The sequence below is a fragment of the Virgibacillus sp. 7505 genome (assembly GCF_002272135.1).
Classification (GTDB): Bacteria; Bacillota; Bacilli; order Bacillales; family Amphibacillaceae; genus Terribacillus.
Genome location: NZ_NPBF01000032.1, coordinates 123,624 through 138,928, shown reverse-complemented (window position 1 = coordinate 138,928; position 15,305 = coordinate 123,624). Strand labels below are relative to the sequence as shown.

Genomic DNA, 15,305 nt, shown 5'->3' with positions numbered 1-15,305 from the left:
TTTTTCTTTTATTTTCTTGTTTATTTCTGTGTCTTTTTATGCGTCATTTGAAATAAAATATGAGATATGGGCATTTCTGTCACTAATTTATGTTAAGAACAAGCAAGAAATACAACGTGAGAGAAGTTAATAGTATATCGATTGAAATAATTTCTAATCAGTTGAATTGTTTATTAGTTGATTATTGATTTTATTTCAATCTTCTTTAATTAAAGATAAATGCATGCAAACTAGAAAATTGCCTGCATTTATTTTTTTACTCTGTATTATTTGAATATGAAGTAGCTTAAATCCTTACAATAAGTTACGGTTATTAATTTTAATTGACATTTAAATGATAAACTGAATTTAAAACATGATAAAAATAATTGATACTAAAGTGAGACATTTTATAGTTTGTCTCATGCTACCATTTCACTAACGACAAATTAATGGAATGGAGGATCTCTGATGATAGATATTCACTGCCATATCTTACATGGTCTCGATGATGGGCCGAGTACGTTGGAGGAAAGCTTGCAGATGGCCGAGGAAGCTGTATTTGAGGGAATTGATACTATCGTGGCTACTCCGCATGATCAGAGTCGGCATTCTTTTAATAATCGACAAAGAATTTATGCGAGTATAGACGAATTTAATGAAATACTTCGGGAAGAGGGAATTCCATTACAGGTTCTACCTGGACAGGAGACGCTTGTATCAAATGATTTGCTGGAGGATCGGGATTTCATGGACTTACTGGCAGTTAATACGAATACAAGCTATCTTTACTTGAAGTTACCTGAGAATCCGCTTCCTAGCTATGTGAAGCAATTGATCCGGGAGATGCAGGCCTCAGGATTTCATCCTGTGATTGCTAGTCCAGAGAAGAACGTGTATGTAAATCAGCAGCCGGAATTTCTCTACGAACTAGTCAAAAACGGCTGCTTCGTTCAGATTGCTGCAGGGAGTATCAATGGGGATTATGGTGGGAAGGTACGGAAATTCACACAGCAGTTGATTGCATCCAAACTGGTTCACTTTATTGGTTCGAATAACCATCAATCTGGTAAAGGCTTTGGTTTGCTGAGGGCTTATCAGGAAGTAGGAAAATCATTTGGCAATCAAGCTGCTTATATGCTGATGAATAACAGCTGGAAGATGGTAGAAGGTGCAGTGGTTATAAGGGAGGAGCCTGAAAGAATTGGCAGAAGAGGGCTTAAAAAGCGGTTTGTATAATACATAAAAGAAGCGATACAGCGGTTCACTGTGTCGCTTCTTTTTTATAATGCTAGTATATCAGTAAGTTTTTGAATTGCTTTCTTCTGCTGGCGATAAAAGGTAGCTCTGCTCATATTGCTTGCAGCTACGGCTTTTACTATATTATTCGGGTAGCGGACAAAGCTGTTTAATAGTACGTCCTGTTGTTCTTTAGAAAGTCCATCAGGATTTTGAAGACATTGCAAAACCTTTTGCTGTACAGCTCGTCCATCGTGACAGTCTGTGAACATGCTGCAATAACGGTTTAACTCGCGGGGTGACTGGATGGATTGAAGGATACGCCGCATGTGATTTACAGATAAGCTGTTCTGTTTATGTTGTTCTTCCGGCATCATGTGAAGGACCCAGTCACCAAAAGGTCTTGTACGCAGATCCAGCTCCATAATGTCAGCTCTCGCCCAGGAGGTATCGCAGCTGGTGTCTGTTACAGGACGGCTGTTAAAGCCTATTGTACGCAGGAACTGTTTGAGCGAATTGTTCGTAGCTACGAGTATAGCTCTCCTGCCTGTCTCTAACTTCACAAGCTGCTCGACAATCAGCATGCCAACTAGTTCTTCTCTTGTATAGGCAGTAATGTCATTCTGTGCTGTCACAAGAATGGGAATATAAGTATCTGCTTGCAATGCAGCGTGTCTGCATCCCTTTGCTGTAAAGATAGCATTTAGCTCATTCTGAAAATGCTGGAGCAGCAAAGGAGCCGTTCGTGTCGTATAAAGCACCGTGATGGACATGCCAATCGGCTTATTCGTATAATCGCGTAAAATGGTTATACTGTCTGGATCCATTTGAACCACGGCATCCAAGAAATCATGGTAGTTCTGGTTATGTTCTTTATCTACACTATAAAAACACCATTCCTCCAAAAGCTCATGAAGCAGGGGAAGGTCACTGGCTATCAGCTTGCCTGTTCGCACCTGATGAATTCGCTGCGTAAAACTTGCATAAGCATTATGTTTTGGCCACATCGCTTGATTCATCTTGAGCAGCGCAGATGCAATGATTACGCGATCTGTTTGAGAAGCATGTGTAAGCTCTCGATACAGTGCCCGCATGCAAGATCGATGAAGCCGATAAAGTCTTGTCGGCTCCCTCAGCTGGAAATCCTGGAGTAAGTAACTTTTCGCCACGTCATGCAGCTTCAATCCAAAAGGGTGCAGATCAATGAATGACAGCAGTTGCAGATTACGATAATCTTCCAGGCTCACCTTCCGCCCGAGTACAGCTTCGAATATTTCTTGGTTGGCATACTCCATGACAATAAGTACTTCAAGTAGCGGGTGGAGTGAAACAGCGGTTACTTCTTTTAATATTTTCGCACTGATCGTTTGACTAACAGCGCGCACATCTGGATTTGTACTTGTAGTTACCATGTCTACAGCTAAGGCAAGGCTTAAAGGCAGTCCGTCTGTTTTATTCGCTAAGTCATGAATCTGTTTGGGAAACAAAGAGGTTGTTTTCTCAATATATTGAACCGATTCCTCATAAGATAGATAATCCAGCGGCAAAGATAGTGTCTGTATATGTGCAATGGATATGGGCAAGGGCTTTCGGGTAGCAATTACTATCCCAATGCCATTCATAGCTAATTGTGGAATAAACGTGTGCAAAAACCAGTCTCTTACTTCTGCAAGTCCCTCAAAATGATCGATACATAGGAGTAGTCTAATGCCTGTTGGATTATGGAACAACACATCTAAAGGAGCTTTTTGATGGAAGGATTGCAACAGGCTATGAACATATTCCATAAAGCTTGCTGGTGTTTGCGGACAGGCATTGCCATCCAGAAAGACTATTCTGACATTTTCTTTTTTAACGAGATAGTTCATCCTTGCCAGCAAAGAACTTTTCCCAATGCCGCCCATACCAGAGATGGCAAATAAAGCAGACGTTGCGTCATTATTCTTTAACCAGTCATGGAATACTGTTAATTCCTTTTGGCGACCAACAAATACTGGCTGACGTGCTGCCGGCTCAATGGGGACTATTCCTTCCACCTCGCTTTATCCTCCCTCGCTGTTATAATCTACTAATACTATAAGGATATATTACTATATATTTTGAAATTAATAAGATAAATGACAAAAAAAGACAAACAAAATGTAATGAAATATCCCGTGCATTTGTACCGGTTTGTTATACAAATAAATAAGTACATATAAGTTCAGACTGGCTGTACAGTAAATTGGATTATTTATACTGGATATTCTTTGCAAAAATTATAAAAACTATATTCTGTATAGGCATTTCATGCTATTATCTTTAGTAGGTATTTTCAGAAAGGCGGATAATTGTGACTTTACAACGTCAGAGGCGTAAGAAAAAGAAAGTGCGCAAATTCAGACTGTTTATGATGGTATTCCTGATCGCATTCTTAGCGATTGGAAGTTATGCTGCATATGAATATATTTCTGCCTCGCGAGCTGCGAACGCAGATAATAATTTAAGCGATGAAGTTGAATTCAATGGTTCCGACGAAAATGTTGATAACGTTAATGTACTTGTACTTGGCAGTGACTCTCGCGGAGGAGATAGTGCACGCGCAGATACAATCATGATTGCCAATTACAGTTCGGATACAAAGCAACCTAAGCTGATCTCGATCATGCGTGATACGTATGTGAATATTCCAGGGTACGGTTATAATAAAATCAACGCTGCTTATTCAATTGGCGGCCCTGAACTAGTACGAAAGACAGTTACCGAAAACTTTGGTATTGAGATTAATTACTATGCAGAAATCGATTTCAAAGGCTTTGAAAAGCTTGTTGATGCCGTAGCACCAGACGGCATTGAAGTAACAGTAACACCAGAGATGACAACTGACCAGAAAGCATTGGGTGTACAGCTGACAGAAGGCACGCAAAGGCTTCACGGTGAAGAGCTGCTGGCATACAGCCGTTTCCGCCATGATGCGAATGGTGACTACGGTCGGGTACAGCGGCAGCAGGAAGTCTTAGGTAAGCTGAAAGAGGAAGTTGCTAGTGTGACGACTGTTGCGAAGCTGCCTAAGATGATTGGTATTGCCAATGGGTATATCAGTACAAATGTCCGTAACGGCTTGCTGCTATCAATGGGAACGGATGTCCTAAGAGGAAAAACAGAGGATATGGATACAATGCGTATTCCGATGGATGATACCTATCATGATGCTCGCTATGATGTAGGAGCAGTACTAGAATTTAATGTGGGCGGCTTGGAACAGAATGCCCAAGAAGCGCAAAACTTCTTAAATCAGTAATATAGACCTCTTCTTTTTACAATTAAACGGAAAAAGGAGAGGTTTTTCTGATATAATTTAATTTCCAGTGGTAACAGAATAAGGGGGATATGGTTTTGAGCAGGAAAGAAAAGCGTAAGAAGAAAAGAACATGGCTGAAAGTAACCTTGAGTATTATTGCTGTGTTAATAATTGCAGTAGCAGCAACGGGCATCTATGCTGCGAATAAAGCGAAGACGACAGTTAATACGATGCAAAAAGGCTCAGACTCAATTGATATGAAACAATCTGCAACAAAAGTGAAGGATCAAGAGAAGCTGAATGTATTGCTGCTAGGTGTTGACCAGCGTGATGATGATGCAGGGCGCTCTGATGCACTGATGGTAATGTCGCTTGATCCAGCGAATGATTCTATGAAACTAATAAGTATTCCTCGTGACTCACGTACAGAAATTGTTGGACATGGTACTACGGATAAGATTAACCACGCATATGCATTCGGCGGTGTGGATATGACAATTGATACAGTAGAGAACTTTCTGGATACTGAAATCGATTATTTCGCAGAAATGAACATGGAAGGTTTATCCGACTTTGTTGATGCAGTTGGCGGTATCACAGTGAATAACCAGCTTGATTGGATTGATGAAGGATATTATCAAAAAGGCTATCACTATGCACAGGGAGAAATTCAGCTGGACGGACCAAAAGCAATGGGCTATGTGCGCATGCGCCACTTGGATCCAGATGGCGACTTTGGCCGTAATGCTCGACAGCGTCAAGTAATCCAAGCGGTTATCGATAAAGGTGCAAGCATCAACTCTGTTAGCAAGATTGATGATATTTTAGGTGCGTTAGGTGATAATGTCCAAACGAATATGGACTTCTCAACGATGACGGATCTGTTCAAGAACTACCGGAATGTGCGTCAGAACTCTGAGAATTACCAAATCCAGGGTGCTGGCACAACCATCGATGATATTTATTATTATGAAGTTTCTCAAGAGGAACGAGATAAAGTCCACGATATGATTTCGTAACAACTTCAAGAAATAGCCTTCCTAAATATTGGGAGGCTATTTCTTTTGTCCTTATTATCATCCATATAATTGTTATTACTTAATCAGAAAGCCTTGTTCTTATCTGTGCTATCAGAACTGTTTTTTACAGTTTCTCCTTCACATCTTCTAGCCTTATCGCTCTATTTATACCTTAAAACATTAATGATAACCTAGAAACTGCTTATGTTTTTACTACTAACCTGAGGCAACTAAAAGGAGCACGCCGCATGAAGCAGCCATTCAAAATAGGTTTCATTTGCTTAACAGTATTGCTATCTTTCATCATCCTTCCTATAGATCTTTCCCCATCCACCTATGATAAAACCAAGGTGGTTTTTAATTCCTATGACTACAATGATTCCGTATACTATGTAACCAAAATATATTATCAGAATGAACTTGGTAAGACCTCCCCGGTAAAGAAGGCATATGCAAACGATGACTTTGGCAAGGGGCTGGAGGAGGTACTATCCTTTTCAAAGAGACAGGATGCTAGCGTGGCGATCAATGCCAGTGTATTCAATCCCGACAAGGGTGAGGCTTATGGTATACAAATGAAAGATGGAGAATTCCAAAAAGAGGAAAGTGATTTGGGGAATAGCTGGCTGCTTGGCAGTGATCGTGCAGGCCGGCTGTATACGTTTCAGTCACGCTTTGCGGATAAGGAAATAAAAGAGAAGAATATCGTGAATACATGGCAAGGTTTCTTTCCCTTGGTTGCAGATGGTGAGTGGAAAAACTACTATCGTTACTATTCCATACCGAATATAAAAATCGATAATCCTCGGCAAATCATCATGCAGGATTATTACAACAATACATACATCTATACATTCGATGGCAGAACAGAGCAAAACAGCGGCATAACGTATACGGACTTTTATCACATCATCAAAAACAAAATCAAATACATACGGGTTGCATATGTGCTGGATGGAGGAGGAAGTACATCTCTTGTCCTAGATGGGAAAGCGAAGAATGATTTAATTGGAACAAGTAAGGAAAAAGACGGGAGAAAAGTTGCTGATTATATCTATTTTGACTAAAAACTTCATTACTTTCGTCATCTTTCGTGCGGAGAAGGATGAATCTATAATTTTAATCGAATGTAAATTATCTTTTTTATTTGTAAATTATTAGTGAAGATATGAGAGGAGACAGCAGATTGTCCGTCTACAGCGAAGTATCTAATGGCTCTCTCGTTTTCAAGGATGGGTTTCTGGACTTTAACGGTTCGGTGAATTTGATTACGAGAAAGAGAAGCTCCAATAAGAAATACTATGTGTATGATGCAGCAGGCCAGATAATTACGGAAGAGAACGACGAGTCTCATAACGTTACGATTAAGGAAATTGTCTATCACAAAGGAAAGCAAGTCATTTTTTATTTGGACAAGCGCATGAGATTATCCTTTATTGTGACCCGTAAGCATAAAAGCCTTACGGAGGAGCAGATAATTGAAAAAGCTGAATTAGCTCCTTCGCAGCGTGTTTGGAGCATTCCTCTTTTGAATATGATTCTATTCATAGGGGTTTTGCGGTTCAGGTATATAAATATACAGGAATATGAGATCGCCCTGGGATATGACAAGAAGCACAGATTTCCGATCAAATATTTATTCTCAAAGACGATACGCGAGAAGAATACCTTCAATACCAGTAAACTGAAGCTTTTATATCATACATTCTTCTGCATCATCCCAGCCAAAGACCTCGAACGAATATACATAGAAACAAGCTCGATCAATTTACCGATGTTTCTTCGCATACATAACGACACGGCGAATTATTATTATCCGTTCAAGAAGAGCGGCTTTGATAAGTACAGCCGCAAGCACTATCTTTACAATACGTTCAATTACCGTATAAGCAAGAGTTTATCTGTATTTATCAGGAAATCGGTCACAGGGCAGTTAGTGTTCGTGTACTCCAACAAGCTGCATAAATCAATCGTAATAAAAGAAGCAATTGCGTATGTATTTGTGAAAGTATTCGCTCGGAAAAATAATCGCATCATCCTCTTTGAGAAGTTTTGTGAAGGAGCCAGCGAGTCAGCCTATGAAATCTTTAAATATGCCAGACAGCAAAACGATTCGATGGCAAGATTCATTATTGATAGCAAATCGGACTTATACCCGGCATTAATCGAACAGTTTGGCAGCAAATATATCATCAAAAAAAATACGCTTAGAAGCTTTTATAATATCTTCAAAGCAGATGCATTGATTTCCTCAGATTTAGCTACGCATATCCAGCGTCGTCTGTACGACAATGATCGGTTGATCAAGAAGAAAATTCTAGATAACAAAAATAAAATATTCCTTCAGCATGGTGTAGCGTTAGCGACAAATGTATTTGAAAGAGGCTACTTCAATAAAAGAGTGCCGATTGCACCGGATTATATCGTAACGAGCTCCAGAAGAGAAAGTCGGAATTTTTTGAAGTATGCAAATTATACAGACGACGATATTATACCTACCGGTCTTCCTAATCTGGACCTGTATGTCGAATCAAAAGAGACAGTCCAAAAAGATGAAATAACCTTCATGCTTACATGGAGACCTTGGGATCTGACAGGTGGTAAAACAGAAGGTTCTTATGTAGGCAGGTACATACAATTCATCCGTATGATCAACAGTGATCCTTTCTATGAAGGGAAAAAGATCAATGTAGTACTGCACCCGAAAGCAAAGGTGATACTGCGTGATCAATTCCCTGCTATCTATGCCGACATACAATCCAAGCTATACGCTGGTGACATAAAGGATATCCTTCTTAAAACTAAAGTGCTTATCTCTGATTATTCTTCTGTTACGTTCTATGCATTTGCTGGCGGAAGCAATGTCATCTTCTATTGGGAGGATAAGGTAAAGGCAGAAAAAGAATATGGTGCCCGGAACATCCTGCAGAAGGAGAATGCATTTGGCGACATTATTTACGATTTCGATCAATTGAATGCTTTTATCCAGAGCAATTATATTCAGGAACAGAAAGCAGCCTACCAATCGAAGTTCAGCCTGATGGTTGAGAGAACCGACGGAAACAATACCGAAGAAACGTACAACTATATACGTGAAATTCTCGATAAGGAGAGGGGATTGGCTGATGTTGAATATAGAAATAAAAGGATCCTGCGTAACGAGGGAGTCCTTCAATTATCAGGACAAGAAAACATACAAAGTAAATAAGTATATCTTTCAAAAGCCTTTAAAAGTCATTTCCACTGCTCCAGCAGCGCTCGGTGATGAGGCTGCAATTATCAGAGAAATAAAGCTGCAGCTTACCAATAATGAAAGTGTCAGCGACTTTGTGCTCAAACAGGTGGATGATAGCTTCACGAAGAAGTTCATTATTGGCGGCGCAGATTACTTCATTTTCGATTTGATTGACGAACGAATGCCAACACTTAAAATTGGGGAATCCCACGTGGAACGTCGTCCAGAGATCCAAAAGGTTCTGGAGAGCTTCGGAGTTGATTTTCTGAATGAACCAGGTAATGCAGACGATCTATACGGATACATTGATACCTTTATCGAGGGACTGAAGCAGTATTATCCATTGGAGCGGGTCATCCTGCATAAAGCCTTTGCTCAGTTTAAGGTTTCGGACGGGGAGCAGCTTGTTCCTCTTGCTTACACATTTCCAGATGAAGGTCATCGGAAGTACAGTGCCAGAAGAGCAGTAGAGACTAATTTATATTTGCATTCGTTATACGAGTACATTGAAGCAAATTATCCTGAAATCCCTATTATCGAACTCAAGCATATGGACTACTATTCCACACATGACCATGTGTACGGTCGGGGTTATTATCATTATAATGACGAATATTATCAGGACTTCTTATCTGCATTAGATGGTATTGTGAGCGGGAATCCAGCTGATGAAGACAAGCAAAAGCTGATTGCTGATGATAATCTTCACCTTTTCAAGCTTCAGCAAAACATTCTGGATATTACCGCAGGATTCGAGACGGACAGAAGACTGCTTTTAACAGAAATACCGGATCACAAGCCAGTCGATGCACTGTTCCATGATAAAAATGGATTGAGAATATGCAAAATTTATTATCCTAACGGTGCAAAGCGCGGGTTCATGTTTTATGTCAGGAATAAGATCATAGCAAAAGTGATTATCAAAGAAGGACATCATTATATCTACACGCCAGATGCAACGGGGAAATTTGCAGCAGCCGTTGCGTGGAGCACCCAGGGATACCGGTTATTGCGAGAGGGAAGCAACTATATCGAAAAAGCCAATGAAGTATCAATCGTTATCAATAAACTTCAACGGGTTAAGATCTTGTTTAGAAAAGATGATTTCTCTATCCTGCTGTATAACTTCAATGCATTAGTTGCAAGGCATGAGTTCCAGCAAGGGTTCCTGCACACAGCCAGAGTATTTTCAGCAAATGGGAAGCTCCAGGAGGTACTGTATGCAAAAGGCTACAAGCGAGCCGGAAGAATGGCATCTTCCTATAAATATGATGAAGACGGGAATTTGGAGAATAAAACAGATTTTTATCTGGATGGCAGTCTGTACACAAAACTAGAGTACAACCCGGACGGAACATACTTCCGAAAGATATTTTACAAAAAGGATAAGCCGCACCGCGCAGTTCAGTTCCAGAATAACAAACAAGTGAAACGATTTGTTTATTATCCGGATGGATCCTCTCTGCAGCAGGAAGTAGACTTTTTTGAGGATGGTACGAGGAAACAAGTTACGGTATTTGATGAGAGCGGAGATATTAAAAGGGTGTTGAGTCGTAATTCACCAAACGAGAATCTTGTAGTGAAGGACGCAGCACTTATGGAAGTATAATGAAAGAGCCCCTGTCCGGTTGGACAGGGGCTCATTTTTTAATTCACTGTATGCATATGCTTGGATTCACCAAGCACAGCTTCTGCGATATTTACTGCATGATCTCCAATTCGTTCCAGGTTACTGATGATGTCAATGAAGACGACACCAGACTGGCCGCTGCAGGAGCCTTCCGTCAAACGCTGGATATGCTGCTTGCGAAGTTTACGCTCAAGTGTGTCGATTTTGTTTTCTTGTTCGACTACTAGTTTTGCCTGCTCTTTATCATTGTTCTGTAAAGCAAGCATTGCATCACGTACCGTGTCAGTTGTAAGAAGGAACATATTTGTCAGGTCTTCCATTGCAGTGCTGGAGATTTTGACTTTGTTTGTTTGCTGATATTCGACAAGCTCAATGATGTTCTCGAAATGGTCGCCGATTCGCTCGATATCGCTGACTGCATCGATCAATGCACCATGCTCTTCCGATTCCTGAGCTGATAGCGACTCAGCAGAAATTTGGACAAGATAGTCCATGATTTTGCGGTCGAAGTTGTTGATAGCTTCTTCTATTTGATTAGCATTATTAGCATGTTTCACTTGTTTTGTCTGCAAGAATTGGTTCGTTTCTTCCAAGCCCTGGACAGCCACTTCACCCATGCGTACAACTTCTTGCTTCGCATTGCCTAATGCCACAGAAGGAGACTGCTGGATCATGACTGGATCCAGCCCCTTTGTATTGTAATCAACAACTTTATCTTCACCAGGAATCAATTTCGTCACAATCCACGCGAGTACAGCCACAAATGGAAGCTGGATCAATGTATTCGTAATGTTAAACGTTCCATGTGCAAATGCAATCGTCATACTTGGGTTTAAATCCCATGTTGCCTGCATCCAGTTTACCAGTGCAGTATACGGGATAAGCAGGATCAAGAAGATCACGGTTCCGATCAAGTTGAATAGTACATGTGTTGCGGCTGCTCTTCTAGCTGCAATGGAAGCACCGATAGAAGCAAGTACAGCTGTGATCGTCGTTCCGATATTATCCCCGAACAGGATCGGCAGCGCAGCCTGCAAATCAACAAGTCCTTCCGAATAAAGGCCTTGCAGGATACCAATTGTTGCACTGGAGCTTTGTACGATTACTGTAAATATTGTACCAGCCACGACTGCCAAGATTGGGTTGTCGCTTAGCTGTACCGTAAGGTCATGGAAAGATTCCAGGCTGCGGAGCGGTTTCATCGCACCGCTCATCAGCTCAAGTCCATAGAACAATGCACCAAAGCCAAAGAAGATTTGACCGATATTGTTGACTTTTTTGTTTTTAAAGAAGAATAGCATGAATGCTCCGATAGCTAGAATTGGCAGTGAGTAGGCACCAACATCCAAACCGATGATAAAAGCGGTGACTGTCGTACCAATATTGGCACCCATTATGACACCGATTGCCTGGCGCAGCGTCATGAATCCAGCGCTTACCAAGCTAACTGTAATAACAGTCGTTCCGGAGCTGCTCTGGATTAGGATGGTGACGAGCATACCTGCTAGTACACCCATTAAAGGATTTGTTGTGAATCGATCAAGAATATCGCGTAATTTATCTCCAGCCGAACGTTGAAGTCCATCTCCCATCGACTTTATACCAAATAGGAAAATACCTAATCCCCCGATAAAAGAGAAGATCAGTTCCTGTATATTAATATCCAAACTTTTCACCCCTAAGGTTAATTATCTGCTGCAAACACGACTATTATGTCTAAATGTTAAGGTTGTGTAAAGGTGATGGTTAATTAATTTACAAAACCTTTACAAAAGTATGGGGATAAGAGTAAAAAAGTGTCATATAAGCAAGGGGGACACAAAAAAAGAGTTATTCCCCTGGGGAACAACTCTTAAAATCAAAGCAAATCACTATATCCGTCAATTACGAAGTAAATCGTTAAAATCATCATTATAGCTAGTAATACCAGCATCGTGTAGAAGAACAACTTTTTACCTTTAGATGGTTTAGAATCCATTATACTGCTCCTTTTGCATAATCAATAACCACATCATACCATGCTTATCTTACATAATTCCATCGTTACTCCTCATACTAACAGGACGAGGAGGGAACGGACTTGAAAAAGCATCCAGGTAATAAAGGGCAGGGCAAGACATCCAATACAGGCAATATGAAATGGTGGCAGCTGTCGCTTGTCGGGATTGGCTGTACGATTGGAACGGGGTATTTCCTTGGTTCGGTCATCGGCATCCATTTGACTGGTGCTTCCATTGTCATTTCTTTCGTAGCTGCCGCAGTCGGCACATTGATTGTATTTTTATCATTGGCAAAAATGACCGCAAATGACCCTCAGGAAGGCTCATTCTGTTATTACGCAGGCAAAGCCTTTGGTGGTTGGGCGGCTTTTAGCTGCGGGTGGAGCTATTGGTGCTCGAATATATTGATTATGGGAAGTCAGCTGACGGCAATTTCGCTTTTGAGCCAGTTTTGGTTTGAAAAAATACCTTTATGGGTGTTTTCCACCATTTACGCCGTGCTTGCAATTATCGTAGTCCTGACGGGTGCCAAGGGATTCAATAAGATGGAGAATATATTTGCGGTCGTCAAAACTGCAGCAATTACGATGTTTATTATATTGGCCGCACTTGTGTTATTTAACGTTATCTCTACAGAATCAACGTATAAGCCTTTTGAGGAGTCGTTCCTTCATGATGGATACAAAGGGCTATGGGCATCGCTGATTTATGCTTTTTATGCTTTTGGGGGTATTGAGGTTATCGGAATGATGTCCATGCAGTTGAAGAAGAAGGAAGAAGCCGCAAAGGCTGGGACAATTATGCTGATCGGACTGGCGATTTTTTATGTCGTTTCGCTGCTTTTGGCAATCAGCATGGTCAAGACGCATGATTTCAAGATGAATGAAAGTCCATTTGTTACGGCGCTATCGAAAACGCCGCTTGATTTCTTCCCGCATGTGTTTAATGCTGCTGTCATCATTGCTGGGTTCTCCACTTTATGTGCAGCACTTTTTGCAGTAACGAATCTGCTTGTCGTATTGGCAAAAGACAAAGATGCGCCGCAGCTGTTTGCGAAGAAACTGAAGTATAAGGACCTTCCTTTAGCTAGTATGCTGCTGGCGGCAGTAGGTCTGCTTGCCAGTATCATCACCGCTTTATTATTGCCCGGGAAAATATATGAGTACATCACCACGGCTGCTGGATTGCTGCTATTGTACAATTGGATGTTCATCCTGGCATCTGCGTGGAAGATTGAAAAGTTCAAGATGGGCAATAAGCTGGTGACGGTAATAGGAGGTATTCTGCTGCTCGCAGGAATCAGCGGAACAGCAGTCGAAGCGGAAGTACGTCCAGGCTTATATGTAAGTGCCGGCTTTGCGGTACTTATTCTTATTATCGGTATTTGGATCAAACGGAAAAAATCAGAGCACACTCAAAATGCCTAAATAGCCAAAATAGATACCAAAACCAAGCAATGACAATCCAGAAACAAAGGTAATCAGCCGCAGCAGCCGATCATTCAGGAACCGGCGCAGGCTGCTGGATAATAGGGCGATTACATTATCCCATAGAAAAACACCGACAAAGATGCTGATCGTGTAAAGCAATAAATGATTTGACTCGCCTTGTTCGACTATCTTGGCAAGAACGGATCCATAAACGCCTACCCAAAACATAATGCTGATTGGGTTTACGAGTGCAAGAAAGAAACCATATCGAAGCCCTTGCAGCGGTGCAACCGTCGTCATACTGGCTCGAGTCAAGGTCCGTGTTTTCAGAACGCTCTCAATACCAAGATAAAGGAATACAAAGCTTCCGAAGAAGAAAAGAAAAGACTGGACGACCGGGATCATGATGACATGATAGAACCCAAGATATACAAGCAGCATATACAGGATATCTGCCAGCATGGCACCGAACCCGACAGATAGACTTTGCAGGAACCCGCCGCGTATTCCTTTTTCCATTTGAGCGGCATTGACTGGACCGACTGGTGCAGAGAGACTTACTCCTAACAATATATAATTGAGTATATTACCCATGCTTGGCCTCCTTTTGGCTGACTTGTACAGCCTATTCAGAGCATGGGAAGGGTAGTCCATCTTTTTATTTTACAAATTATTAATACACTGTCTGAAACACGCATTTCTTAATGGAAAATGCGTGTTTTCGTTTTGCTTCTTGAAAATACGACAAATCTTGCGGTTAAGTTCCTGTAAAAACAAGCTGTTTATGCTTCAAGATGTCGATTATGGTAAATTCACCCTTTTCTTGCAAAAGATACGATTATAAGACAGAATGGCATGGGATGAATAAATAGTCCTAAATATTGCATAAAGGAGGATAAGCTGTTCTATCTAAAAATCAAAGGGAGTGGATGACATTGAAGGACATTCGCAATAACGATTTTAATTTGATTCTGGACCAGTATAAAAATATGATTCATTATCATATCCACCGCATGCGTATTCGAGATCCGCACGATGAATTTCTGCAAGAAGGAATTATGGCATTGTTCCTCGCCTGGACCGGATATGATGAATCAAAAGGTGATTTTAACGCCTACGCCAACAGAACAATCCGCTTTCGCCTAATTGACCACCTCAGAAAAATCATCCGCGAACAAGAAAAAACCGACCTCATCATCAATGAAGCCCACACAAAGGAACTCATCCAGCAAGAGCTCGACTTACTCGAAAAACAAGAATTCTGGAAGCGTGTCAAACATACACTCACTGACAGGCAATGGAAATGGGTGTACTGGTACATAATCCATGGTTATGCTGTGAAGGAAATCGCTGTAATCGAACGCACCACAGAGGATGCTGTGAAGAACTGGGGAAAAGAAGTGAAACGTAAGCTGCGGGATTCTGCATTTATTCAGGATTGCAGAAAATAGCGAAAAAAACGAGGGGGCATCTTTATGCCCTCTTTACATTAC

The 15,305-nt window shown here is 41.0% G+C and carries 11 protein-coding genes; 8 read left to right on the top strand and 3 right to left on the bottom strand.

Going from position 1 to position 15,305, the window contains the following annotated elements; translation table 11 throughout:
* The first annotated feature begins 450 nt into the window (after positions 1 to 450).
* Entirely contained in the window at positions 451 to 1,218 is a 768-nt protein-coding gene (locus CHH91_RS15015) for a tyrosine-protein phosphatase (protein WP_095224260.1), read from the top strand.
* Between the two features lie 44 nt (positions 1,219 to 1,262).
* Here the strand turns inward: CHH91_RS15015 and CHH91_RS15010 are convergent, their stop codons facing one another.
* On the bottom strand, positions 1,263 to 3,254 hold the full coding sequence (locus CHH91_RS15010; protein ID WP_095224259.1) for an ATP-binding protein: 1,992 nt from the start codon (positions 3,252 to 3,254) through the stop codon (positions 1,263 to 1,265).
* A gap of 296 nt (positions 3,255 to 3,550) precedes the next feature.
* Here CHH91_RS15010 and CHH91_RS15005 point away from each other — a divergent pair, with 296 nt between their 5' ends.
* From CHH91_RS15005 to CHH91_RS14985, 5 genes are all read left to right on the top strand, one after another.
* On the top strand, positions 3,551 to 4,498 hold the full coding sequence (locus CHH91_RS15005; RefSeq protein WP_286160801.1) for an LCP family protein: 948 nt from the start codon (positions 3,551 to 3,553) through the stop codon (positions 4,496 to 4,498).
* A gap of 95 nt (positions 4,499 to 4,593) precedes the next feature.
* Positions 4,594 to 5,517, top strand: a complete 924-nt coding sequence (locus CHH91_RS15000) for an LCP family glycopolymer transferase (RefSeq protein WP_483372407.1) — start codon at positions 4,594 to 4,596, stop codon at positions 5,515 to 5,517.
* 248 nt (positions 5,518 to 5,765) lie between these two features.
* Positions 5,766 to 6,584, top strand: a complete 819-nt coding sequence (locus tag CHH91_RS14995) for a phosphodiester glycosidase family protein (RefSeq protein ID WP_095224257.1) — start codon at positions 5,766 to 5,768, stop codon at positions 6,582 to 6,584.
* Positions 6,585 to 6,703: 119 nt separating this feature from the next.
* Positions 6,704 to 8,725 (top strand): CDP-glycerol glycerophosphotransferase family protein, encoded by a 2,022-nt coding sequence (locus tag CHH91_RS14990; RefSeq protein ID WP_176465809.1) that lies wholly within the window; start codon positions 6,704 to 6,706, stop codon positions 8,723 to 8,725.
* On the top strand, positions 8,643 to 10,361 hold the full coding sequence (locus CHH91_RS14985; protein ID WP_095224255.1) for a DUF6270 domain-containing protein: 1,719 nt from the start codon (positions 8,643 to 8,645) through the stop codon (positions 10,359 to 10,361). The genes CHH91_RS14990 and CHH91_RS14985 overlap by 83 nt, the downstream gene beginning before the upstream one ends.
* Positions 10,362 to 10,399: 38 nt before the next feature.
* Here CHH91_RS14985 and CHH91_RS14980 read toward each other — a convergent pair whose 3' ends face one another.
* Complete coding sequence (locus CHH91_RS14980; protein WP_095224254.1) at positions 10,400 to 12,049, bottom strand: Na/Pi cotransporter family protein; 1,650 nt, start codon at positions 12,047 to 12,049, stop codon at positions 10,400 to 10,402.
* A gap of 467 nt (positions 12,050 to 12,516) precedes the next feature.
* Here CHH91_RS14980 and CHH91_RS14975 point away from each other — a divergent pair, with 467 nt between their 5' ends.
* On the top strand, positions 12,517 to 13,809 hold the full coding sequence (locus CHH91_RS14975) for an amino acid permease (RefSeq protein WP_095224268.1): 1,293 nt from the start codon (positions 12,517 to 12,519) through the stop codon (positions 13,807 to 13,809).
* On the opposite strand, the gene CHH91_RS14970 is transcribed toward CHH91_RS14975, so the two are convergent.
* Positions 13,786 to 14,406, bottom strand: coding sequence for a LysE family translocator (locus CHH91_RS14970; RefSeq protein ID WP_095224253.1), 621 nt, complete (start codon positions 14,404 to 14,406; stop codon positions 13,786 to 13,788). The genes CHH91_RS14975 and CHH91_RS14970 overlap by 24 nt on opposite strands.
* 341 nt (positions 14,407 to 14,747) lie before the next feature.
* On the opposite strand from CHH91_RS14970, the gene CHH91_RS14965 reads away from it, so the two are divergent.
* Entirely contained in the window at positions 14,748 to 15,263 is a 516-nt protein-coding gene (locus CHH91_RS14965; protein WP_176465808.1) for a sigma-70 family RNA polymerase sigma factor, read from the top strand.
* Positions 15,264 to 15,305: the final 42 nt, after the last annotated feature.